The sequence below is a fragment of the Intrasporangium mesophilum genome, from assembly GCF_054783095.1.
In genome coordinates this window covers 142031-164351 of record NZ_BAAGRF010000027.1, presented here as the reverse complement: position 1 = coordinate 164351, position 22321 = coordinate 142031, and the positions used below count along the sequence as shown (strand labels likewise).

Annotated in this window: 18 protein-coding genes; 5 read left to right on the top strand and 13 right to left on the bottom strand. The window is 70.1% G+C overall.

Features of this window, described 5'->3' with window-relative positions; genetic code table 11:
• Window positions 1-13: 13 nt before the first annotated feature.
• From whiA to uvrA, 6 genes are all read right to left on the bottom strand, one after another.
• Entirely contained in the window at window positions 14-994 is a 981-nt protein-coding gene (whiA, locus tag ACYVLP_RS18985; protein WP_460628890.1) for a DNA-binding protein WhiA, read from the bottom strand.
• Between the two features lie 40 nt (window positions 995-1034).
• On the bottom strand, window positions 1035-2003 hold the full coding sequence (locus ACYVLP_RS18980; protein ID WP_460628889.1) for a gluconeogenesis factor YvcK family protein: 969 nt from the start codon (window positions 2001-2003) through the stop codon (window positions 1035-1037).
• On the bottom strand, window positions 2000-2917 hold the full coding sequence (rapZ, locus tag ACYVLP_RS18975) for an RNase adapter RapZ (RefSeq protein ID WP_460628888.1): 918 nt from the start codon (window positions 2915-2917) through the stop codon (window positions 2000-2002). The genes ACYVLP_RS18980 and rapZ overlap by 4 nt, the downstream gene beginning before the upstream one ends.
• Window positions 2914-4971 carry an excinuclease ABC subunit UvrC gene (gene uvrC / locus ACYVLP_RS18970; RefSeq protein WP_460628887.1) on the bottom strand — a complete coding sequence of 686 codons (2058 nt, stop codon included), beginning with the start codon at window positions 4969-4971 and terminating at the stop codon, window positions 2914-2916. Before uvrC ends, rapZ begins: the two co-directional genes overlap by 4 nt.
• A 98-nt stretch (window positions 4972-5069) precedes the next feature.
• Window positions 5070-5636 (bottom strand): Rieske (2Fe-2S) protein, encoded by a 567-nt coding sequence (locus tag ACYVLP_RS18965; RefSeq protein WP_460628886.1) that lies wholly within the window; start codon window positions 5634-5636, stop codon window positions 5070-5072.
• Entirely contained in the window at window positions 5633-8725 is a 3093-nt protein-coding gene (gene uvrA / locus ACYVLP_RS18960) for an excinuclease ABC subunit UvrA (protein WP_460629057.1), read from the bottom strand. Before uvrA ends, ACYVLP_RS18965 begins: the two co-directional genes overlap by 4 nt.
• A gap of 87 nt (window positions 8726-8812) precedes the next feature.
• On the opposite strand from uvrA, the gene ACYVLP_RS18955 reads away from it, so the two are divergent.
• Both ACYVLP_RS18955 and ACYVLP_RS18950 read left to right on the top strand, forming a co-directional pair.
• Window positions 8813-9517, top strand: a complete 705-nt coding sequence (locus ACYVLP_RS18955) for a maleylpyruvate isomerase family mycothiol-dependent enzyme (RefSeq protein WP_460628885.1) — start codon at window positions 8813-8815, stop codon at window positions 9515-9517.
• Window positions 9518-9520: 3 nt separating this feature from the next.
• Window positions 9521-10183: an MBL fold metallo-hydrolase gene (locus ACYVLP_RS18950; RefSeq protein WP_460628884.1), complete on the top strand. Its 663-nt coding sequence runs from the start codon at window positions 9521-9523 to the stop codon at window positions 10181-10183.
• A 46-nt stretch (window positions 10184-10229) separates the two neighbouring features.
• Here ACYVLP_RS18950 and ACYVLP_RS18945 read toward each other — a convergent pair whose 3' ends face one another.
• From ACYVLP_RS18945 to ACYVLP_RS18935, 3 genes are all read right to left on the bottom strand, one after another.
• Window positions 10230-11639: a sensor histidine kinase gene (locus ACYVLP_RS18945; RefSeq protein ID WP_460628883.1), complete on the bottom strand. Its 1410-nt coding sequence runs from the start codon at window positions 11637-11639 to the stop codon at window positions 10230-10232.
• A 44-nt stretch (window positions 11640-11683) separates the two neighbouring features.
• Window positions 11684-13342: an FAD-dependent oxidoreductase gene (locus ACYVLP_RS18940; RefSeq protein WP_460628882.1), complete on the bottom strand. Its 1659-nt coding sequence runs from the start codon at window positions 13340-13342 to the stop codon at window positions 11684-11686.
• A 161-nt stretch (window positions 13343-13503) separates the two neighbouring features.
• Complete coding sequence (locus tag ACYVLP_RS18935; RefSeq protein WP_460628881.1) at window positions 13504-13821, bottom strand: hypothetical protein; 318 nt, start codon at window positions 13819-13821, stop codon at window positions 13504-13506.
• 178 nt (window positions 13822-13999) lie between these two features.
• Between ACYVLP_RS18935 and ACYVLP_RS18930 the strand changes: the two genes are divergently transcribed.
• The 3 genes from ACYVLP_RS18930 to ACYVLP_RS18920 are packed head-to-tail and all read left to right on the top strand — an operon-like array spanning window position 14000 to window position 17115.
• Window positions 14000-14803, top strand: a complete 804-nt coding sequence (locus ACYVLP_RS18930; protein ID WP_460628880.1) for a C40 family peptidase — start codon at window positions 14000-14002, stop codon at window positions 14801-14803.
• Window positions 14800-15675 carry an EamA family transporter gene (locus tag ACYVLP_RS18925; protein ID WP_460628879.1) on the top strand — a complete coding sequence of 292 codons (876 nt, stop codon included), beginning with the start codon at window positions 14800-14802 and terminating at the stop codon, window positions 15673-15675. Before ACYVLP_RS18930 ends, ACYVLP_RS18925 begins: the two co-directional genes overlap by 4 nt.
• A 45-nt stretch (window positions 15676-15720) precedes the next feature.
• Window positions 15721-17115 carry an MFS transporter gene (locus ACYVLP_RS18920; RefSeq protein ID WP_460628878.1) on the top strand — a complete coding sequence of 465 codons (1395 nt, stop codon included), beginning with the start codon at window positions 15721-15723 and terminating at the stop codon, window positions 17113-17115.
• 93 nt (window positions 17116-17208) lie between these two features.
• Here the strand turns inward: ACYVLP_RS18920 and ACYVLP_RS18915 are convergent, their stop codons facing one another.
• The 4 genes from ACYVLP_RS18915 to ACYVLP_RS18900 all read right to left on the bottom strand — a co-directional run bounded on the left by ACYVLP_RS18915 (window position 17209) and on the right by ACYVLP_RS18900 (window position 22236).
• Entirely contained in the window at window positions 17209-18228 is a 1020-nt protein-coding gene (locus ACYVLP_RS18915; RefSeq protein WP_460628877.1) for a TerC family protein, read from the bottom strand.
• A gap of 236 nt (window positions 18229-18464) precedes the next feature.
• Window positions 18465-20579, bottom strand: coding sequence for an excinuclease ABC subunit UvrB (uvrB, locus tag ACYVLP_RS18910; protein WP_460628876.1), 2115 nt, complete (start codon window positions 20577-20579; stop codon window positions 18465-18467).
• Between the two features lie 40 nt (window positions 20580-20619).
• Window positions 20620-21027 (bottom strand): YciI family protein, encoded by a 408-nt coding sequence (locus ACYVLP_RS18905; RefSeq protein ID WP_460628875.1) that lies wholly within the window; start codon window positions 21025-21027, stop codon window positions 20620-20622.
• A 159-nt stretch (window positions 21028-21186) separates the two neighbouring features.
• A complete protein-coding gene (locus ACYVLP_RS18900) occupies window positions 21187-22236 on the bottom strand; it encodes a lipoate--protein ligase family protein (RefSeq protein ID WP_460628874.1) in 1050 nt (349 codons plus the stop codon).
• Window positions 22237-22321 lie beyond the last annotated feature (85 nt).

Sequence of the window (22321 nt, the reverse complement as noted above, 5' to 3'; positions counted from 1 at the left end):
GGTGAGCGGCTGCTCAGCTCTCGAGCATCTCCGGAGTGAGGTTCGCATCCGTGCCCGGGACACCGAGCTCCTCGGCCCGCTTGTCCGCCATGGCAAGGAGCCGGCGGATCCGGCCGGCGACCGCGTCCTTGGTCATCGGCGGCTTGGCCAGCTGTCCCAGCTCCTCCAGGCTCGCCTGCTTGTGCTCCAGGCGCAGCACACCCGCCTCGCGCAGGTGGTCCGGGATGTCATCACCGAGCAGCTCCATCGCGCGCTCGACACGTGCCCCCGCCGCGACGGCGGCCCGCGCGGAGCGGCGAAGGTTCGCGTCGTCGAAGTTGGCCAGGCGGTTGGCGGTGGCCCGCACCTCGCGGCGCATGCGCCGCTCCTCCCAGGCCAGCACGGCGTCGTGGGCGCCGAGCCGGGTCAGCATCGCCCCGATGGCGTCGCCGTCGCGGATGACCACACGGTCCACCCCGCGCACCTCGCGGGCCTTGGCCTGGATGCCGATGCGACGGGCCGCTCCGACGAGGGCGAGGGCCGCCTCCGGGCCGGGGCAGGTGATCTCGAGGGCCGACGACCGGCCGGGCTCGGTCAGCGAGCCGTGGGCGAGGAACGCGCCACGCCAAGCCGCCTCGGAGTCGCACGTCGCCGCGCTGACGACCTTCGGCGGGAGACCCCGGACGGGTCGGCCCCGCGTGTCGACCAGACCGGTCTGCCGCGCCAGGGTGGCGCCGTCCTCGACGACGCGGACCACGTAGCGCGAACCGCGGCGCAGACCACCCGCCGCCAGGACGAGGACGTCACTCTTGTGGCCGTAGACCTCGGTGATGTTGCGCCGGAGGCGGCGTGCGGCGTTCGCGGTGTCGAGCTCGGCCTCGACGACGATCTGTCCGCCGATGATGTGCAGGCCGCCGGCGAACCGCAGCATCGTGGACACCTCGGCCTTGCGACAACAGGGCTTGGTGACCTCGAGACGCGAGAGCTCGTCCTTCACCTTTGCTGTCATCGCCATGCGGGACATCCTGCCACCCCGATCAAGCACCCTCGGCCGGTCAGGAGATGACGTCGCGCAACGCGGCCGCCAGCCGCAGCGGGTCGTGGACCCCCGGCTCGCGGCGAGCGGCCACCGGCGCGACGACGAGCTCGGCCCCGACCTCGGCCGCCGCGGCACGCAGCGACGAGTCGTCCGCGACCGCACTCGGGTCGGCGAGGACCACGTCGAGCCGAAGGTCAGGGGCGTTGGCCGCCAGCGAGGCCAGATGGTCCTCGGCGCGGAAGTCCCGGGTCTCTCCCTTGTGCACCTCGAGGTTGAGGTTGAGCAGGCGCTTGGCCGGCGTCGCCACGAGCGCATCGGCGAGGTCGGGCACCAGCAGGTGCGGCATGACCGAGGTGAACCAGGAGCCGGGGCCGAGCATGACCCAGTCCGCGTCGGTGACGGCAGCGAGTGCCTCCGGGCAGGGTGCCGGGCAGGTCGGGAGGATCCCGATCGACCTCACCCTGCCGGGCGACGAGGCGACCAGATGCTGGCCGCGGACCTCGACAGCCTGTCCGGGTCGTTCCGGGTCGTGACCGACGATCTCGGCAACGATCTCCAGAGGCTCGGCCGCCATCGGCAGGACGCGTCCACGGGCTCCCAGCAGCCGCCCGACGAGGTCGAGCCCACGGACCGGGTCGCCGAGCAGCTCCCAGATCGACACGATCATGAGGTTGCCGAGCGCGTGGCCGTTCAGCTCGCCCGTGCCGGCGAAGCGGTGCTGCAGGACATCGCGCCAGGTGTGGCCCCAGTCGCTGTCGTCGCAGAGCGCGGACAGCGCCATCCGCAGGTCGCCGGGCGGCAGCACGTCGAACTCCTTGCGGAGCCGCCCGCTGGAGCCGCCGTCGTCGGCGACCGTGACCACGGCGGTGACGTGGTCGGTGAGCAGCCGAAGCGCGGTGAGCGCGGCCGCGAGGCCATGCCCGCCGCCGAGGGCGACGATGCGACGCTGGTGCGGTGGGACGATGGGTCCCCTCGGCGGGGTCACTCGCGTCCGAGGTCTCGATGCACGACGAAGGTGTCGACGCTCTTGCGGTCGCCGAGACGCGCGCTCAGCGCTTCGGACACGGCGACCGACCGGTGCTTGCCGCCGGTGCAGCCGACGGCGACGGTGACATAGCGCCGACCCTCACGGACGTAGCCGTCGATCATCGTCGTCAGCAGGTCGTGGGCCTTGTCGAGGAACTCCTCGGCCCCCGGCTGCTTCATGACGAACTCGGCGACCGGCGCGTCCCGGCCGGTCAGGGGCCGCAGCTCGGGCACCCAGTACGGGTTGGGCAGGAAACGCATGTCGAACACGACATCGGCATCGAGCGGCAGGCCGTACTTGAAGCCGAACGACATGACGGCGATCCGCAGCTGCACCTTGCGGTCCCCGGCGAACAGCGACGACAGCTTGGCGCTCAGCTGGTGCACGTTGAGCCCCGAGCTGTCGATGACGACGTCGGCAGACGAGCGGAGGTCCAGCAGCATCTGCCGCTCGCGCTGGATGCCGTCGAGCAGCCGCCCGTCCCCCTGGAGCGGGTGCGGCCGCCGGACGCTCTCGAAACGACGGACCAACGCCTCGTCGGTCGCGTCGAGGAAGACCAGACTCGGCCGCTCACCGCGCTCGCGGGCCGCGGCGATGGCACCCTCGAGCTGCGCGAACCAGCCGCGCGCCCTGACGTCCACGACGACCGCGACCTGCTGGAGCGTTGCGTCGGGGTTCTGTGCGCGGGCCTGGTCGCGCAGCTCGGCGAGGTGGGTCAGCAGCTGCGGAGGGAGGTTGTCGACGACCAGCCACCCGAGGTCCTCGAGGACGTTCGCCGTCGTGCTGCGACCGGCGCCGCTCATGCCCGTGACGATCACGATCGGAGCGTCGGCCAAAGATGCCGGCTGGCTCGGACTGAGGTCAGCTGTCATTCGAGCACTTCTCCCGTCGTGAGGTTCACGGCTGGCTCCGGTGGTGCCCCTTCAGCCAAGTGGGTCACGATGGCCGAGGCAAGCGACTTGCCGATGCCCGGCACCGCCATGATGTCGTTCGCATCGGCGGCGCGTAGCCGCTTGACGGACCCGAAGTGCCTGAGCAGCGCCTTCTGCCGGCTCTCGCCGAGCCCGGGTATGCCGTCCAGCTGGGAGGTCGTCATCGCCTTCGACCGACGCTGGCGGTGGAAGGTGATCGCGAACCGGTGTGCCTCGTCACGAAGCCGCTGCAGCAGGTAGAGACCCTCGCTCGTGCGGGGCAGGATCACCGGGTGCTCGGTGCGAGGCAGCCACACCTCCTCGAGCCGCTTGGCGAGCCCCACCAGCGCCACCTCCTCGATGCCGAGCTCGTCGAGCACCGCCTGGGCGGCGTTCACCTGCGGTAGGCCGCCGTCGACGACGACGAGGCTCGGTGGGTAGGCGAACCGCCGGGGCCGGCCGGTCTCGGGGTCGATCGGGCCCGATGCAGCGCCGTTGTCGAGATCGCCGCCGTCGTCGTCCCCGTCGCGCCCATCGGTTTGGCTGGCCGCGTCGGAGGCGCCGACGACACCGGTGGACAGGTCGAGGTCCCCGGCTCCCTCTGCCTCCTCGAGGTACCGCCGGAAGCGCCGGGTGAGCACCTCGCGCATCGCCGCGGTGTCGTCGACCGTCGCCACGCCGTCGTCGGCCGCCGCGCCGCGCACGATGAAGCGGCGGTACTCGCTCTTGCGGGCGACGCCGTCCTCGAAGACGACCATCGAGGCGACGACATTGGTGCCCTGGACATGGCTCACGTCGTAGCACTCGATGCGCAGCGGTGCCTCGTCGAGACCGAGGAAGTCCTGCAGCTCCTGCAGCGCCTGGCTGCGCAGGGTGAGGTCGCCGGCACGGGCCACCTTGTGCCGCGCGAGTGACTGCTCGGCGTTGCGGCGGACGGTCTCCATGAGCGTGCGCTTGTCTCCGCGCTGCGGCACTCGGACGCTCACGGCGGACCCGCGCACCGAGCCGAGCCACTCCGCGACGGCGTCCGCGTCGGGAGGCGTCACGGGCACGAGCACCTCCCGCGGGATCGAGTCGCGGTCGGCGTCGCCGTAGACCTGCTGCAGGAGGTGCTCGACGAGCAGTGGGAGGTCCTCGCTCTCCTTCTCGACGACCCACCCGCGCTGGCCCCGGATCCGCCCACCGCGGACGTGGAACACCTGGACGGCCGCCTCGAGCTCGTCGTCGGCCAGAGCGAACACGTCGGCGTCGGTCGCGTCGCCGAGCACGACGGCCTGCTTCTCGAGGGCTTTGGTCAGCGCAGCGATGTCGTCGCGCAGCCGGGCCGCCTCCTCGAACTCGAGCTCGGAGGCTGCGTCGCGCATCCGCCGCTCGAGCCGCCTGACGAACCGCGTCGTGTTGCCTGCCATGAAGTCGCAGAAGTCCTCGGCGATGGCCCGGTGCTCCTCGGCGGTGACGCGCCCGACACAGGGCGCGGAGCACTTGTCGATATAGCCGAGCAGGCACGGGCGTCCACTCGCCGCCGCCCGCTTGAACACCCCTGACGAGCAGGTGCGCAACGGGAACACCCGAAGGAGCAGGTCGAGGGTCTCGCGAATCGCCCACGCGTGGCCGTACGGCCCGAAGTACCGGGTGCCCTTGCGCTTGGCACCGCGCATGACCTGGGCTCGAGGAAACTCCTCCCCCATCGTCACCGCGAGGAACGGGTACGACTTGTCGTCGCGGTACTTGACGTTGAAACGCGGGTCGAACTCCTTGATCCAGGAGTACTCGAGCTGCAACGCCTCGACCTCGGTCCGCACGACGGTCCACTCCACCGACGCAGCGGTGGTCACCATCGTGGCGGTGCGCGGGTGCAGCGCGGTGATGTCCTGGAAGTAGGACGACAGCCGAGGGCGCAGCGACTTGGCCTTGCCGACGTAGATGACGCGGCCGTGGGTGTCGCGGAACCGGTAGACGCCCGGGTCGGTCGGGATCTCCCCCGGCTTCGGTCGGTAGGTCGTCGGGTCCGCCACGACTCCACCCTATGTCGCGGCACCGACGGCACCGGCACGCCGGTCTGCCACCGGACGGCATACCTCGACGGCTCCGGCTCGGAGCGTCGGCGGGCGGGTCAGCTCACGGTGAACGTGGTGCCGGTGACGGTGACGTTCTTGGCCGGGAGCGGGCTCTGGGCCAGGCTGTCGGGCGTCGGCGCGCCGGTGCTGATGTCGAAGTGGCTCGCGTGGCAGGGACAGATGATCTGCCCGCCGCTGATCTCCCCGACGATGCAGCCCTGGTGCGTGCAGACTGCCGAGAAGGCCTTGAACTGGCCGGCCGTCGGCTGGGTCACCACCACCTGCTCGTCGGGGAAGATCTTGCCGCCGCCGACGGGGATGTCGGAGGTCGGGGTGCCGGCAGGCGCAGGGGTCTGCGGCTGGCCCGACGCCCCCTCCGTCGGCGTGGCGGAGCTCCCCGACGCGGGCGGCTGGGGCTCGGCGACCACGGGTGGGCTGCTGCAGGCGGCGAGCGCGCCGGCGCTCCCGACCACGACGGTCGCGGCGAGTATGCCGCGGCGGTCCATGAGCACGGACGCGCCCGGCACGCGGTCGCGGCGCGCGGGGGCGACGCTGGGCTGGACAGAAGTGCTGAGGATCGGCTCGGTGGGGTCGGACGGCGTGCGCTGGGGGCGCTGTGTCATGCGTTCCTCTTCCGGGTCGTCGTGCTCCTCGTGGCCCGGGCCTTGCTCACGGTGGTGCCCGAGGAGCTCTTCTTCGCAGCGGCGGTGGTGGCACCTCCTCGGGTGCGGCCGCTCGCCGTGCTCGACATCGTGCTCGTGGCCGCTGTGCGTTTGCCGTCACCGCGCTGTGAACCCGCAGGCGCCTTCTCGCGCGACGCCGTGCGGGCAGTGCGCTCGAGGATCGGGCGCAGGAACCGGCCGGTGTGGCTCGCCTCGACCTGGGCGACGTCCTCTGGGGTGCCTTCGGCGATGACCAGACCACCTCCGGAACCGCCCTCTGGGCCGAGGTCGATGATCCAGTCGGCATTCTTGATGACGTCGAGGTTGTGCTCGATGACGATGACGGTGTTGCCTTTGTCGACCAGGCCCTGCAGCACGTCGAGGAGCTTGCGGATGTCCTCGAAGTGCAGGCCGGTGGTCGGCTCGTCGAGGACGTAGATGGTGCGTCCGGTGGAGCGCTTCTGCAGCTCGCTGGCGAGCTTGACCCGCTGGGCCTCCCCGCCGGAGAGGGTGGGTGCGGGCTGGCCGAGGCGCACGTAGCCGAGCCCGACGTCGTTGAGGGTCTTGAGGTGACGCGAGATCGCGGGCACTGCCTCGAAGAAGGTCGCGGCCTCCTCGATCGGCATGTCGAGGACGTCGGCGATCGTCTTGCCCTTGAAGTGCACCTCGAGCGTCTCGCGGTTGTACCGGGCCCCGTGGCACACCTCGCACGGGACGTACACGTCGGGCAGGAAGTTCATCTCGATCTTGATCGTGCCGTCCCCCGAGCACGCGTCGCAGCGACCGCCCTTGACGTTGAAGGAGAACCGCCCGGGCTGGTAGCCGCGGATCTTGGCCTCCGTCGTCTCGGCGAAGAGCTTGCGCATGTTGTCGAAGACGCCGGTGTACGTGGCGGGGTTCGACCGCGGGGTGCGCCCGATCGGGCTCTGATCGACGTGCACGACCTTGTCGAGCTGGTCGAGGCCGGCCACGGACTTGTGCCGTCCCGGCACGTGGCGAGCACCGTTGAGCTTGTTCGCGAGGACGTTGTAGAGGATGTCGTTGACGAGCGTCGACTTGCCGGAACCGGACACGCCGGTGACCGCCACGAGGTTGCCGAGCGGGAAGCTGACGTCGATGTCGCGAAGGTTGTTCTCGCGTGCCCCGGTGACCGTGAGGATGCGCCCGTCGTGTCCCCGGCGCACCGGCGGCGTGGGGATCTCGCGCCGCCCGGAGAGGTACATCCCGGTCAGCGATTCGGCGTGCTCGAGGAGCCCCTGGACGGTGCCGGAGTGCACCACCTTGCCGCCGTGCTCGCCTGCGCCGGGACCGATGTCGACGACCCAGTCGGCGGTCGCGATGGTGTCCTCGTCGTGCTCGACGACGATGAGGGTGTTGCCGAGGTCGCGCAGCCGCGTCAGCGTCTCGATGAGCCGGTGGTTGTCGCGCTGGTGCAGGCCGATCGAGGGCTCGTCGAGGACATAGAGGACTCCGACGAGGCCAGAGCCGATCTGGGTGGCCAGCCGGATCCGCTGCGCCTCGCCGCCGGAGAGCGTGCCCGCCGGCCGGTCGAGCGACAGGTAGTCGAGCCCGACGTCGAGCAGGAAGCCGAGCCGCGCGTCGATCTCCTTGATGACGCGCTCGGCGATCTGCTGCTCCCGCACGGTGAAGTCGACGTTGTCGAGGAACCCGGCAGCTTCGCTGATCGCCAGCCCGCAGACGTCCGAGATGTTCTTCCCGCCGACGAGCACTGCGAGCGACTCGGGCTTGAGCCGGGCGCCCTTGCAGGCGGGGCACGGCACCTCGCGCATGTACCCCTCGTAACGCTCGCGGCTCCACTCGCTGTCGGTCTCGGCGTGGCGACGCTTGATGAACGGCACCGCGCCCTCGAAGCCCGTCGTGTACGACCGGTCACGGCCGTAGCGGTTCTTGTAGCGCACGTGGACCTTGTAGTTCTGCCCGTGGAGCACGGCCTCCTTGGCCCGCGCCGGCAGCGCACGCCAGGGGACGTCCATCGAGAACTTCATGTCCTCGGCGAGGGCGGACAGGACGCGCTGGAAGTACTCCGCGGAACCCGAGCCCTGGGCCCACGGCTGGATGGCGCCCTCGGCGAGGGTCAGCTCGTCGTCGGGCACGACGAGCTCCGGGTCGACCTCGAGCTCGGTGCCGATGCCGGTGCAGGTGGTGCAGGCGCCGAAGGGCGAGTTGAACGAGAACGACCGCGGCTGGATCTCGTCCATGCCGAGCGGGTGGTTGTTGGGGCAGGCCATCTTCTCGGAGAAGCGGCGCTCGCGGTCCTTGTCCTTCGGGTCGCGGTCCACGAAGTCGACGAGCACGATCCCACCGGCCAGGCCCAGGGCGGTCTCGACCGAGTCAGTCAGGCGCCGCTTGGCGCCGGCGTCGTCGCCCTTGGCCACGAGCCGGTCGACGACGACCTCGATGGTGTGCTTCTTCTGCTTCTCGAGCGCCGGAGGCTCGGTCAGCGAGACGACCTCACCATCGACGCGGGCGCGTGAGAAGCCCTTGGTCTGGAGCTCGCCGAAGAGGTCGACGAACTCACCCTTGCGACCCTGCACGACCGGCGCCAGCACCTGGAACCGGGTGCGGTCCTCGAGGGTGAGCAGCTGGTCGACGATCTGCTGCGGGGACTGGCGGGTGACCGGCTCGCCACACACGGGGCAGTGCGGACGCCCGGCACGCGCGAACAGCAGCCGGAGGTAGTCATAGACCTCGGTGATGGTGCCGACGGTCGACCGCGGGTTGCGGTTGGTCGACTTCTGGTCGATCGACACCGCCGGCGAGAGGCCCTCGATGAAGTCGACGTCCGGCTTGTCCATCTGCCCGAGGAACTGCCGGGCGTAGGCCGACAGCGACTCGACGTAGCGTCGCTGGCCCTCGGCGAAGATCGTGTCGAACGCGAGGCTCGACTTGCCCGACCCGGAGAGCCCGGTGAAGACGATGAGACTGTCTCGGGGAAGGTCGACGGAGATGTCGCGCAGGTTGTGCTCGCGGGCTCCGCGGACGACCAGGGAGTGGGGGTTGCCGGTAGGCATTACAGTCACGCGCAACATGCTAGGTGCGGCCACCGACAACACCGAATGCGATCTGCCCGGAGGGAGCCCCGACCGCCCGCACCTGCCAGGCGGCATACTCGGACCATGCAGCCAGCTGACGTGACCCCGGCCCTGGTGGCCGCAGAGACCGAGCGCGTCGTCGCGACCGCAGCGTCCCTCGACGACCTCGCCGTCTCGGCCCCCTCGATCTGCGAAGGCTGGTCGCGCGGTCACGTCCTGACCCACATCGCGCGGAACGCCGACGCCCTCGCCCGGGTCTGCGCCGTCGCCACCGACGGCGTCCCCGGGTCGATGTACGACAGCAACGAGGCACGCGACACCGAGATCGAGGCGGGAGCCGGACGCCCGGCGGCCGACCAGACGGCCGACGTCCGTGAGACGGCCTCACGGCTCGCCGGCCGGCTCGAGAGCCTCCAGCCCGAGCACGCTGAGCTGACCGTCCCGCGCACGCCCGGCGGCGACCGTCTCATCGTCGTCGGCGGTGTGCCCTACCTGCGCCTGCGCGAGCTCGTCTACCACCATGTGGACCTCGACGCCGGCTACACCTTCGCCGACGCGCCCGCCGACGTCGTGGCCATGCTCCTCGCCGACGCGGTCGCCCGGCTCGGCACGGAGGACGAGCCACCGGCGATCACGGTGACCACCGACGAGGGCGGCCATTTCGTGGTCGGCGCCGGGACGACTCAGGTCGCGGGGCCACAGGCGGCGGTCCTGACCTGGATCGCTCGGAGCAGGACCGACGGCGTGACCTTCGACGGCCCGGTGCCGGTCCTGCCGTTCGGGGGCTGACCGATGGGCTATACGGGCAAGGTGTCTCCTGGCGGGCCGGTCGACGTGCGGGAGCTCGACGACCTGACGATCCGCAAGCTGTCGGTGTCCTCCTTCGACAACAACGTGTACCTGCTGACCTGCCGGGCCACCGGTTCCCAGCTGCTCGTCGACGCCGCCGACGAGGCACCGCGGATCCTCGAGCTCGTCGCGTCAGGGGGTGCCGGCCTCGACGTGCTGGTGACGACACACCGGCACGGCGACCACACGCGCGCGCTGGCCGAGGTGGCCACGGCGACCGGCGCTCGAACGGTCGCCGGCGCGGACGACGCCGACGACCTGCCGATCAGCGTCGACCAGCGCGTGGGCCAGGGCGACACCCTCACCTTCGGTGACGTGACGCTGGACGTCATCCATCTCAGGGGTCACACCCCGGGCTCGATCGCGCTTGCGTACGACGACCCGCACGGGCACACGCACCTGTTCACCGGAGACAGCCTGTTCCCCGGCGGCATCGGCAACACCAAGAACCCCGGGCAGAGCTTCGACGCCCTCATCGAGGACGTCACGACTCGCGTCTTCGACGTCTACGACGACGACACGTGGTTCTACCCCGGCCACGGCAACGACTCGACGCTCGGGGCCGAGCGGCCCCATCTCAAGGAGTGGCGCGCCCGGCGCTGGTGAGACTCACGAGACCCCGAGGGTGTATGCCGTCCCGCCCCTCGGCGTGTCACGAACCCCGGGCCCCCCCGCCCGGCAGCCGGACCCGGAAGCGCGTGTCGCCCGGCTCCGACTCGATCTCGATGGTTCCGCCGTGCCGCTCGACCACGATCCGCCGCGCGATGTCGAGTCCCAGACCGGTGCCCCTGCCCACACCCTTGGTCGTGAAGAAGGCCTCGAAGGCCCGCTCCTTCGCCTCCCGGCTGAGCCCGGGGCCGGTGTCACCGATCTCGACACACACACCGTCTCCGTCCCGCCGCGTCGTCACGGTCAGCGTCCCGGAGCCCTCCATGGCGTCGACGGCGTTGTCGATGAGGTTCGTCCACACCTGGTTGAGCTCCCCCGGCATCGCCTCGATCGACGGCACATCGGTGCCCCAGTCCCGCACCACGGTCACTCCGCCACGCAGCTTCGGGCCGAGCACGAGCAGGGTGCTCTCGATCCCATCCCGCACCTCGATGAGCTGGAACGAGGCCTTGTCCATCTGCGAGTAGGACTTGATCGCGCCGACGAGCTCGGAGACCCGACGCGTCGACTCCCTGACCTCGGCGAGCAGGGACGTCGCCGCCACGGTGCTCGCCACCCAGGAGACTGCCGCGACGAGGGCGGCGGGAGGAACTGCGCTCGCCACCTTCTCGCACCAGTCGACCCGGGCGCCTGCGGCGGCGAGCGTCGGGGACAGCGCCCAGGAGCGCGGCACGTCGTGATCCTCGAGCCAGCCGCCGAGCTCCTCCTCGCGGTCTGCGAGCTCGAGCGCGTCGGGTGGCGTGCCGGGCTGCAGCACCGGTGGCGTGAGCTCGTGCCGCAGGCCGTCGAGTGCAGTGAACTGGTCTGACGAGAGGTCTCCGTCGGCCATCTGCTGCAGCGAGCCGAGTGCGCCCGCGAGGGCGTCCTCGAGCTCCGCCGCGGAGCGGCTGGCCGCCGAAGCCGGGTTGTTGATCTCGTGGGCAAGGCCCGCAGCAAGGGTGCCGAGGGTGACGAGAGCGCTGCGCTGCCGGGCCGTCGCCTCGATCGAACGCGCCGTCCCGTATAACCCGGCGACGAGATGCCCGCCGAGCGGGAACCACGCGTTCATCAGCTCATGGAGACGCGGGGCGGGGAGCTTGAGCAGGCGGCCGGGGGTCACGCCCCGTGCCGTCGCGAGATAGACGCCGTTCTCGTCCCACGCGCGGAAGCCGCCGGCCCAGCGGCCGGGGACGTCCATCCGCCCGACCACCACGTCCTCGCGGCCGATCCGGCGGACCAGCTCGAGAGCACCGTCGAGCAGGACCCACCAGTAGTCGGCGTGCTGCCCCTCGACGAACTGGACCTCACCGGGGACGATGGGCGACTCGTCGGCCGCCTCGAGCAGCTCGTCGAGCTGGGCGTCGCTGAGACCGGTGAACAGGGCGATCGCTCGAAGGTCTCCCCGGGTGATCATCGTTCGCTCCTCATCCGGCTCTCCCCCGAATCTCGTCCGACAGGTCAGACCGTTGCGAGATAGCGGTGCACGAAGTAGACGGACATCGCACCCTCGCCCACCGCCGACGCGACCCGCTTCATCGAGTCGAGCCGGACGTCGCCGGCTGCGAAGACTCCGGGCAGGCTCGTCTCCAGCGCGAAAGGAGGCCGGGGAAGGGGCCACGGGGCTCCCGCCGGCTTACTGACGAGGTCCTGCCCGGTGACGATGAAGCCGTGCTCGTCACGCGCGACGTCACCGCCGAGCCAGTCGGTCCGCGGCGACGCGCCGATGAAGACGAACAGCCAGGAGGCGGGGACCGGGAACGTGCTCCCGTCGTTGCGGTCGGCCAGGGTGAGCGACTCCAGGTGTCCGTCTCCCGCTGCTCCCACGACCTCCGTGCGCGTGCGGACGTCAATGACCTCCGAGGCGACGATCCGCTCCACGAGATACTGCGACATCGACGCCTCGAGCGATTCGCCGCGCACGACGAGCGTGACGCGCTTCGCGAACCGCGCGATGTTCAGCGCGGCCTGGCCGGCCGAGTTGGCCGCGCCCACGATGTAGACCTCGTCGCCGGCGCACTGGGACGCCTCGCTCGCGTTGGCGCCGTAGTAGACACCTCGCCCGACGAGGTCGGCCACGCCATCGGCCTCGAGTCTTCGGTATGAGACCCCGGTGGCGAGGATGATGCTGCGAGCCTCGATGTCGTCGCCGCCCTCGACACGCACGGCCCGCACCGGGCCTCTCGACTCGAGCGCGACGACGTCACGGGCCAGGACCATCTCGGCCCCGAACCGCTGGACCTGAGCGATGGCCCGCGCGGCGAGATCGGAGCCGGTCAGCCCACGTGGGAAACCGAGGTAGTTCTCTATGGCCGCGCTCTGCGCAGCCTGTCCCCCGGGTGCGGCGTGCTCGACGACGACGGTGCTGAGACCTTCTGATGCGGCATACACCGCTGCAGCGAGACCGGCTGGCCCGCCTCCGACGATGCACACGTCGTAGATGTCGCGCTCGGCGCGGGTGCGCAGCCCCAGTGCGGTGGCGAGGTCGACCAGCGAGGGCCCGCACAGCGTGTCCCGGTCGGGGATGAGCACCAGCGGAAGGCCCGACGGCGGGGCACCGGACAGGTCGAGCAACCGCGTCCCCTCCGCGTCGAGCTCGACGTCGTACCAGACATAGGGGACGTGGTTGCTGGTGAGGAACGTCTTGACCTCGTGGCTGTGCTCCGACCAGCGGTGGCCGACGACGCGGACGTCACCTGTGTGCTCGGGGTGGGCGTTGTGCCAGTCGCCGAGCAGGTCGTCGACGACGGGGTAGAGCCGCTCCTCGGGTGGGTCCCACGGCTTGAGGAGGTAGTGGTCGAGCCCGATGTCGTTGATCGCCTGGATCGCGACCTCGGTGTCGGCATATGCCGTCAGCAGCAGCAGCTTCGCGTCGGGCGCCAGCTCGCGGACCTGCGCGAGCAGCTCGATGCCGGTCATCCCGGGCATCCGCTGGTCGGACGCGACGAGCGCGAGCGGCTGGTCCCGCAGCGCGAGGCGCCTGATGATGTCGAGCGCCTCTGCGCCGGACTGGGCACGTACGACGCGGTGGGCCGCACCATAACGGGCGCGCAGGTCGCGCGCGATGGCAGCCGAGACGGGTGGGTCGTCGTCGACCGTGAGGATGGTCGGCTTGCTCACCGGCTCAGCGTACGAGGGACGCGCCCGCGCGTCCGCTGACTCGCCGAAGTCCGTCCATCGAGGTGTGGTGGGTGGGACGGGGCGCCCACTCGACCTGGGGCTGGAAGCCGGTCAGGCGGTTCCTCGGGTCTGGCGGTGCCGCGGCCGGGCAATGCCTTGCGTCAGGCGGACTCGAGGGTGTCCTCGACGTCGCTGGACTCGACCTCGTCGATGAGTGACTCCAGCTCCGTCCGGAGGAAGTCGAGGTCGTCGGGGACGTTGATGAGGATGAAGTGGCGGCGTGGGTTGTTGGCCACACAGAGCCCGATGCCGAGCCGGGACCTGCCGTGCCGGTCGCGCCACGCGCGTTCGAGCTGGGGACCGCCTTGCCAGTCGACGGGCGCGTGCAGCCAGCCCTGGACGTCGACGAGGTCGCCATCAGGTCCGTGACGCCGGTTCTTCGGGGGATCGAATCCCTCGAGGGTGACTCGTTCATCCATGTTTTCGACGGTACTCCTGACAGCCGTTCGCGAGAACGGAACGACGACCGGCGAGTCCCCATCGTCACCGCACCGACACACACCCATCCTGTGGCTCCCAGGGAAGGAACACGGAATGCCCAGCATCAGCGGTGCCGCGTGCGGACGGCATCGGGCCACCTGAGAGCGGGATGCGAGGATGTCCGACGTGACCCTCTCCGCCATCCCTGTCGCCGCCACGCACCTCGCCGCCGTCCCCGTCACCACGGTGTGGTCGAGCCCGGACGGCCCGCGCGGCGTCGACGAGCCGATGGTGAGGGACACGCCCGACGCGGTGGCCTGGCTCGCGGCGCTCGACGCGAACGCGAGTGACGACGAGTCCGGCGACGGGCGCCTTGGCCTGCACGGGCGCGTGGAGTCGCAGCTGGTGGACGGGGAGCCCGTCGTCGTCACCGGGCTCGACGGCAGCGGTCGGTGGTCACACGTCGTCGCACCCTGGCAGCTGTCGCCCAAGGATGGCCGCGGGTACCCGGGCTGGGTGCCCACCGCGCACCTGCGCCCCGTGAGCTCTGAGGACGTCGCGCTGAACCCGCCGCCGGCCGCCGACACCGACCTCGACGACTCCGGCCCTGAGGCGGGGCACCCGGCGATCGCCTTCGCGCGCAAGCACATCGGGCTCCCGTACCTGTGGTCCGGCCTGTCCCCGTTGGGTTTCGACTGCTCGGGCCTCGTCCTGTACACGTGGCGCCGGTTCGGCCAGGTCGTCGCGCGTGACGCGTATGCGCAGGCCGAGCTCGCCGCGCCCGTCGCCCTGGGCGACGTCCAGCCGGGCGACCTCTACTTCTTCGCCCGACCCGGCCAGCGCGTGCATCACGTCGGCATCGTCGTGGACCGTGGCCGGATGGTCCATGCCTCGGAGACGGGCGGCGTCCTCGTCGAGGAGGACCTGTCCGCCGAGCGGCTCGCGACCCTGGTGGCCGCTGGGCGGCTCCCGCTCCCGTGAAGGTCGACCACCGCACTGCGCCCCTGCTGGTCCTCGGGGGTGTCGTCTCCGTCCAGTTCGGCGGCGCCTTCGCCGCCACTCTGGTCCCGCGGATCGGGGCGGCCGGGTCGGTGTTCCTTCGCCTCGTCTTCGCGACACTGATCCTGTATGCCGTCGCCCGGCCTTCGTGGCGGCGCCGCTCCCGGTCGGACTGGGTCACGGTCATCCTTTTCGGCCTCGCCCTGGCGGCGATGAACACCGCGTTCTACGCCTCGCTCGCCCATCTGCCGATCGGCGTCGCGGTGACCATCGAGTTCCTCGGTCCGCTCGGGCTGGCCGCCATCCTCAGCCGCCGACCGCGAGACTTCCTCGCCGTGGCCGCCGCGGCTCTCGGCGTCGCCCTCGTCTCGGGTGCCTTCGACAGCTCGTGGAACCGGTTCGACCGGATCGGCATCCTCTTCGCGGCGATCGCGGGAGTGATGTGGGCGGCATACATCGTGATGAGCCAGCGAACCGGCAAGGCGTTCCAAGGACTCGACGGGCTCGCGCTCGCCCTCATCGTGTCGAGCGTCGTCGTGGCGCCGCTCGGGCTGACGACCGTCCACACCTGGACGCCGCGCGATGTCGCCCTCGGTCTCGCGATCGCTGTGCTGTCCTCGGTGTTGCCCTACTCACTCGAGCTGGTCGCGTTGCGTCACCTCGCGCAACATGTCTTCGGGATCCTGCTCAGCCTCGAGCCGGTCGTCGCCGCGTTCGCCGGCTTCGTCGTGCTGGGCCAGGTCCTCGACGCCCCACAGCTCGTCGGAATGGGCCTGGTCGTCGTCGCCTCCGCCATCGTCCTGGGCTCGCAGGAGCGCCCGGCCTCCCCGGACGCGTCGGTCGGGCCGGGCTGATGCTCGACTTGACCTCAAGTCGACGTGAAGTCCTACCGTCGCGCCATGCCGATCAGCACACCGAATGCCGACGCAACCGTGAGTGACTCGCGCACGGACTCGCGACCTGGCGAGACCAGCGGCGGTCTGCTCTCGCCGGCCTTGCGCGCGACCACGATCGGCGTGCTGGCCCTCGTCTCCCTGCACGCCTTCGAGGCGCTCGCCCTGACCACGGTCATGCCGACGATCGCTGCCGAGCTGCACGGCGAGTCCCTCTACGCCATGGCCTTCACCGCGACGCTCGCGAGCGGCATCGTCAGCATCGTCTGGTCGGGCAACCTCGCCGACCGGCACGGTCCGCGACCGCCTCTCGTCATGGGGTTGGCGCTCTTCTGTGCCGGCCTGGTCGGCGCCGGGCTCGCGCCGTCGATGGTGGTGCTCGTCGGCGCTCGGGTCGTCCAGGGGCTCGGCGCGGGGATGACCAGTACGGCGCTCTACGTCCTCGTCACGCGCGTCTACCCGCAGCGGCTGCACACCGCGATCCTGGCCGGCTTCTCGGCGGCCTGGGTGGTCCCCTCCGTTGCCGGTCCGTTCGTCGCCGGCGTCATCACCCAGGCTCTCGGATGGCGCTGGGTCTTCGGACTCGCCATCCTCGTGCTCATCGTCGCTGCGGCCCTGCTCGCTCGCATCGTCCGTGGCCTTCGCCAGGACGTCGTCGACGTGCCGTGGCGCTGGCGGGCGCTCGCCGCCTCGGTCGTTCTTGCTGTCGCCGTCCTCGCGCTGAACTCGGTCGCAGGCAGCCTCGACGCCCTGGCGGTCGTCGTCGTGGTCGTCGGCCTCGTGACCATCGGGCTCATGCTCGTGCCTCTGACACCTCGGGGCACCCTGTGGGCAGCGCGCGGGCTGCCCACCGACATCCTGCTGCGAGCCCTCGCCTTCGCGGCGTTCAGCGGCACGGAGATCTACCTGCCACGGCTCCTCACCGAGCGCGACCACCTGAGCCCCAGCCTCGCCGGCCTCTCGCTCACCCTCACCGGCGTGACCTGGTTCCTCGGCTCCTGGGTCCAGGGCCGCTGGGAGCGTCGCTTCGAGATCGGGCGCACCGCGGCCGTGTCGATGGCCACGATCACCCTCGCCCTGGCGGGACTCGCCGTTGCCGTGGCCGTCGGTGCGCCGGCCTGGGTCGTCATCGTCATCTTCCCGGTCGTCGGCCTGGGCATCGGGACGCAGTATCCGCGCGTCACGGCCCAGGCCCTGGCTCGGGCCGAAGCGACCCAGCAGGGGTTCGTCAGCTCCGCCCTGCAGATCGGGGACTCCTCCGGTGGCGCGACGGCGATCGCCCTCTCGGCCGTCGTGTTCGCGGCCGCTGGGTCGGTCGTGCCAGGCGCCTACGTCGCCGTCTTCGGCGCCATGGCCGTGCCGGCTCTCGTCGGATGGATCGTGGCGCACCGGGTCCGCTGAGCACCCACGGTCGACCCGGGCGAAAAGCCCGCACCCCAACCAGCAGGACGAAGGGGCCGAGCGCTCATGTTGCTCGGCCCCTGACGTCGCCTGTCAGTGGTGTACGGAGTCCGTAGGGTGGTGGTCGACACCGGCCTCGAGCGCGGCGTCGCGACGAGACTTCCAGAGGCTCGCGATGGTCGTGACGCCGAGGATGAGCACGATGGCGCCCAGCGACACGACGATCGGGATGTCCGGGATGTTGTCGAACTTCTGGCCACCGTTGAGGAACGGCAGGTTGTTCTCGTGCAGCGCGTGCATGACGAGCTTCACGCCGATGAAGCCGAGCAGCACGGCCAGGCCGATGCTGAGATAGACCAGCTTCTTGAGCAGTCCACCGATGAGGAAGTACAGCTGCCGCAGGCCCATCAGGGCGAAGATGTTGGCCGTCAGGACGAGGAACGGCTCCTTGGTGAGACCGTAGATCGCCGGGATCGAGTCGAGGGCGAAGAGCAGGTCGGTCGTGCCGAGCGCCAGGATGACGATGAACATCGGGGTGACGAGGCGCTTGCCCTTCTCGACCACGGTGAGGTGCGCCCCGTTCCACTGCTTGGTCGCGGGGAAGCGCCGCTCGACCCACAGCAGGAGGCGGTTCTCGTGGTACTCCTCGTCGTCGCTCTCCCCTCCGCTCGCGAGCTTGACCGCCGTGTAGATGAGGAACGCCCCGAAGATGTAGAACACCCATGCATAGCTGTTGATCACCACGGCACCGAGCCCGATGAAGATGCCTCGGAGCACGATGGCGATGACGATGCCGATCATCAGGGCGGACTGCTGCAGCTTCAGCGGCACCTTGAAGCTGGCCATGATCAGCAGGAACACGAAGAGGTTGTCGACCGACAGGGAGTACTCGGTCAGCCAGCCGGCATAGAACTCGCCCGCGAACTGGCCGCCCCACTCGAACCACACGAAGAGGCCGAACACGACGGCCGCGCCGATATAGAAGGCCAGGTGCCTGCCGGCCTCGGCCATCGACGGCACATGAGGCCGTCGCGCGATGACGAACACGTCGACGATCAGGAACGCCGACATCAACCCGATGGTGAGGAACCAACCCCAGACGGGAACGTTCATGGATGCAAACCCTTCCGGTCACCAGACAGTAACCGGAGGTCTCTCCCGCCCGACAGTGCCCTGCGGCGGACCGACGGGACCGGGAGCCGAGTGCTGGCGCTCCGTGATGACGAGCCCGTCGCGTGGGGGATACTCCCCTCCGTGAACGCCTGATCCTCTCATCCCGGAGCGGGGGAGCTCAAATCGGTCCGCCCAGTGGGCGAGCCGACCTCGGAGTAGGTCAGCGCGCGGTGACGTCAGCGGGTCGCGGCGCTCATCTGACGAAGCTCCTTCTTGAGCTCACCGATCTCGTCACGCAGGCGGGCGGCGAGCTCGAAGTGCAGCTCGGCGGCCGCCTGGTGCATCTGCGTGGTCAGCTCCTGGATCAGCGAGGCGAGGTCGGCCGCCGCCAGGTCCGCCGGGCGGTTGGAGACACCACCGGCAGATACCCCGAGGTCGGCTGTCATCGCGCCCCTGCCGGCGCCGCTCTTGCCGCGCGACTGCATGCGACCCGAGCCGATGAGCTCGGCGGTGTCGGCGTCCTCACGCTGGAGCAGGTCGGTGATGTCGGCGATCTTCTTGCGCAACGGCGTCGGGTCGATGCCGTGCTCGGTGTTGTAGGCGACCTGCTTCTCGCGGCGACGGTTGGTCTCGTCGAGGGCGTCCTGCATCGACGGCGTGATCTTGTCTGCGTACATATGCACCTGGCCCGACACGTTGCGGGCGGCGCGGCCGATCGTCTGGATGAGGGACCTGGTCGAGCGGAGGAAACCTTCCTTGTCCGCGTCGAGGATCGACACGAGGGAGACCTCCGGGAGGTCGAGACCCTCGCGGAGCAGGTTGATGCCGACCAGGACGTCGAAGATCCCGGTGCGCAGCTCGCGCAGCAGCTCCACGCGGCGCAAGGTGTCGACCTCGCTGTGCAGGTACCGGACGCGGACACCCTTGTCGAGCAGGTAGTCGGTGAGGTCCTCGGCCATCTTCTTGGTCAGAGTCGTCACGAGCACACGCTCGTTGCGCTTGGTGCGCTCCTGGATCTCGTGGATGAGGTCGTCGATCTGGCCCTTCGTGGGCTTGAGCACGACCTCGGGGTCGATCAGGCCGGTCGGGCGGATGATCTGCTCGACGGGCGGGCCGGAGCGGGCCAGCTCGTACTCCCCCGGCGTCGCGGACAGGTAGATGGTCTGGCCGATGCGCTCGAGGAACTCCTCCCACTTCAGCGGGCGGTTGTCCATCGCGCTCGGCAGGCGGAACCCGTGCTCGACCAGCATGCGCTTGCGCGACATGTCGCCTTCGTACATCGACCCGATCTGCGGGACCGTCTGGTGCGACTCGTCGATGACGAGCAGGAAGTCATCCGGGAAGTAGTCGAGCAGGCAGTTCGGCGCGGAGCCGGCCGTGCGGCCGTCGATGTGGCGGCTGTAGTTCTCGATGCCGTTGCAGAACCCGACCTGGCGCATCATCTCGATGTCGTACGTCGTGCGCATCCGGAGTCGCTGCGCCTCGAGCAGCTTGCCCTGCTTCTCGAACAGCGCCAGCTGGTCCTCCAGCTCGAGCTCGATCCCGCGGATCGCGCGGTCCATCCGCTCCGGGCCGGCGACGTAGTGGGATGCCGGGAAGACGTACATCTCCTGCTCCTCGTTGACCACCTCTCCGGTCACGGGGTGCAGCGTGTAGATGCGCTCGATCTCGTCGCCGAAGAACTCGATGCGGACCGCGAGCTCCTCGTAGACCGGGATGATCTCGACCGTGTCGCCGCGCACCCGGAAGGTGCCCCGGGTGAAGGCCAGGTCGTTGCGGGTGTACTGCATCTCGACGAACCTGCGCAGGAGCAGGTCGCGCTCGATCTCCATCCCGACCCGGACGCTCGTCATGCGGTCGACATACTCCTGCGGCGTGCCGAGGCCGTAGATGCACGAGACGGAGGCGACGACGATGACATCGCGGCGGGTCAGCAGCGAGTTGGTCGCCGAGTGGCGCAGCCGCTCGACCTCGTCGTTGACCGACGAGTCCTTCTCGATGTAGGTGTCCGTCTGCGGGATGTACGCCTCAGGCTGGTAGTAGTCGTAGTACGACACGAAGTACTCGACGGCGTTGTTGGGCAGCAGCTCCCGGAACTCGTTGGCCAGCTGGGCCGCGAGCGTCTTGTTCGGGGCCATGACGAGCGTCGGCCGCTGGACCTGCTCGATGAGCCAGGCCGTCGTCGCCGACTTGCCGGTGCCCGTGGCGCCGAGCAGCACGGTGTCCTGCTCTCCCTGCTTCACCCGCCGCGTGAGCTCGGTGATGGCCTGCGGCTGGTCGCCGCTCGGCTGGTACTCCGAGATGACCCGGAAGGGGGCCACGGTGCGCTGGAGGTCGGTCGTGGGACGCATGGGTCAACCGTACGTCCCACGACCGACAGCGCCCATCGCGCTAGCGCCGGCGGGCAAGACGCTCCTCGTCCTCGTCGGTCCAGCAGGGGCGCAGCTCGACCGTCTCTCCAGGACCGGTGAACGTGGTCGCGATCTGCTCGGCGCGCTCTCGCGAGGCGACGTCGACGAGGAAGAAGCCGGCCAGGTGCTCCTTGGACTCGGCGTACGGCCCGTCGGTCGCGACCGGCATACCGCCGTCCCAGCGGAACAGTCGGGCGTCGGAGGGGGCGCCGAGCGCCTCACCCCCTTTGAGCTCGCCGCTGCTCGACAGCTCGGCGAGCAGCGTCTCGAAGTCGGCGTTGAGCCGCTCGCGCTCCGAGGCCGGCAGCGCCTGGTGCTCGGCGACGAACTCTCCCGTGGGATGTCCCCACGGCTGCGGGTTGGAGTGGATCAGGATGACGTACTTCACGTCGTGCTCCTTTCGGGGGTGTGCGGCCGGTCGACCGCCTCAGCAGAGACGTCGGAGCCAGATCGTCGTTCTCGACACCGGCCCGAGGCGAGCCCGGCCACCGGGACACGCGCCGGACGCCGAGCGGGTGTCCACGGTCACCACCTCAGCACGGCACCGTCACGGCACGCGGTAGGTCCACTCGGGCGTGGCGAACTTCGTGTCGACCAGCTGTTGGGCCTCGGCCAGCTCCTCCGGCGTGTAGTCGGCGTCCTTGGTGCGGTAGCGGCGCGCGAACGACGCGGCGAACGACTCGAGGATGCCGTCCCGGCGGAGGCCGGTCTGCGACCGCATCGGGTCGACCCGCTTGTTCGCGGACTTCGTCCCCTTGTCCGAGAGCTTCTCGCGCCCGATGCGGAGCACCTCGAGCATCTTGTCGGCGTCGATGTCGTAGGCCATCGTCACGTGGTGGAGCACGGCGCCCGCAGCGAAGCGCTTCTGTGCCGCCCCGCCGATCTTGCCCTTGTCGCTCGCGATGTCGTTGAGCGGAACGAAGTGTGCCGAGACCCCCACGTCCGAGAGGGCGCCGATGACCCACTCGTCGAGGAACGAGTAGGAGCGCTCGAAGCTGAGGCCCTCCACCAGCGAGGTCGGAACGACGAGCGAGTAGGTGATGGTGTTGCCCGGCTCCATGAACATGGCGCCGCCGCCGGAGACCCGCCGCACGACGTCGATGTGATGCCTGGCAGCGCCGTCGGGGTCGACCTCGTTGCGGACGGACTGGAACGAGCCGATGACGACGAGCGGGCTGTCCCAGTCCCAGAAGCGAAGGGTCGGCGGCCGTACACCGGCTGCGACCTCCCGGGCGATGACCTCGTCGAGCGCGACGTGCATCGCCGGGTGCAGCACCCTCGCGGGGATGACGTCGAAGACGTGGTCGTCCCAGCCGGTCGCCTTGCCCAGGGCGCGCCGCACCGCGATCCCGACCGACTCGGCCGTGAAGCCGATGAGCGACACGTCGTCGGCGAGCGCCCCGGTCACCGCAGACGCGAGCTGCTCGACACCCGCGTCGACGGGCATGCCCGCGAGGGCGGCGTTGATGTCGCCGAGGGCCTCGTCGGGCTCGAGGAAGAAGTCGCCCGAGACACTGACGTCGGTCAGCCGTCCGTCAACGACCTCGAGGTCGACCGCAACGAGCTTGCCTCCGGCAACCTTGTACTCACCACGCATGACACCCACAACACGCGATCACGCCGGCGTATGCCGTCGGACGCCGTTACCTGCCGTCGTACGCCGTGCGGCCGGCCCCGAGATC

What these genes read in the sequence shown, in the direction of transcription:
- whiA (WP_460628890.1), bottom strand. Translation starts at nt 994, where the DNA reads ATGGCGATGACAGCAAAGGTGAAGGACGAGCTCTCGCGTCTCGAGGTC.
- rapZ (WP_460628888.1), bottom strand. Translation starts at nt 2,917, where the DNA reads ATGACAGCTGACCTCAGTCCGAGCCAGCCGGCATCTTTGGCCGACGCT.
- ACYVLP_RS18965 (WP_460628886.1), bottom strand. Translation starts at nt 5,636, where the DNA reads ATGACACAGCGCCCCCAGCGCACGCCGTCCGACCCCACCGAGCCGATC.
- uvrA (WP_460629057.1), bottom strand. Translation starts at nt 8,725, where the DNA reads ATGTTGCGCGTGACTGTAATGCCTACCGGCAACCCCCACTCCCTGGTC.
- ACYVLP_RS18955 (WP_460628885.1), top strand. Translation starts at nt 8,813, where the DNA reads ATGCAGCCAGCTGACGTGACCCCGGCCCTGGTGGCCGCAGAGACCGAG.
- ACYVLP_RS18950 (WP_460628884.1), top strand. Translation starts at nt 9,521, where the DNA reads ATGGGCTATACGGGCAAGGTGTCTCCTGGCGGGCCGGTCGACGTGCGG.
- ACYVLP_RS18945 (WP_460628883.1), bottom strand. Translation starts at nt 11,639, where the DNA reads ATGATCACCCGGGGAGACCTTCGAGCGATCGCCCTGTTCACCGGTCTC.
- ACYVLP_RS18935 (WP_460628881.1), bottom strand. Translation starts at nt 13,821, where the DNA reads ATGGATGAACGAGTCACCCTCGAGGGATTCGATCCCCCGAAGAACCGG.
- ACYVLP_RS18930 (WP_460628880.1), top strand. Translation starts at nt 14,000, where the DNA reads ATGTCCGACGTGACCCTCTCCGCCATCCCTGTCGCCGCCACGCACCTC.
- ACYVLP_RS18920 (WP_460628878.1), top strand. Translation starts at nt 15,721, where the DNA reads ATGCCGATCAGCACACCGAATGCCGACGCAACCGTGAGTGACTCGCGC.
- ACYVLP_RS18915 (WP_460628877.1), bottom strand. Translation starts at nt 18,228, where the DNA reads ATGAACGTTCCCGTCTGGGGTTGGTTCCTCACCATCGGGTTGATGTCG.
- uvrB (WP_460628876.1), bottom strand. Translation starts at nt 20,579, where the DNA reads ATGCGTCCCACGACCGACCTCCAGCGCACCGTGGCCCCCTTCCGGGTC.
- ACYVLP_RS18900 (WP_460628874.1), bottom strand. Translation starts at nt 22,236, where the DNA reads ATGCGTGGTGAGTACAAGGTTGCCGGAGGCAAGCTCGTTGCGGTCGAC.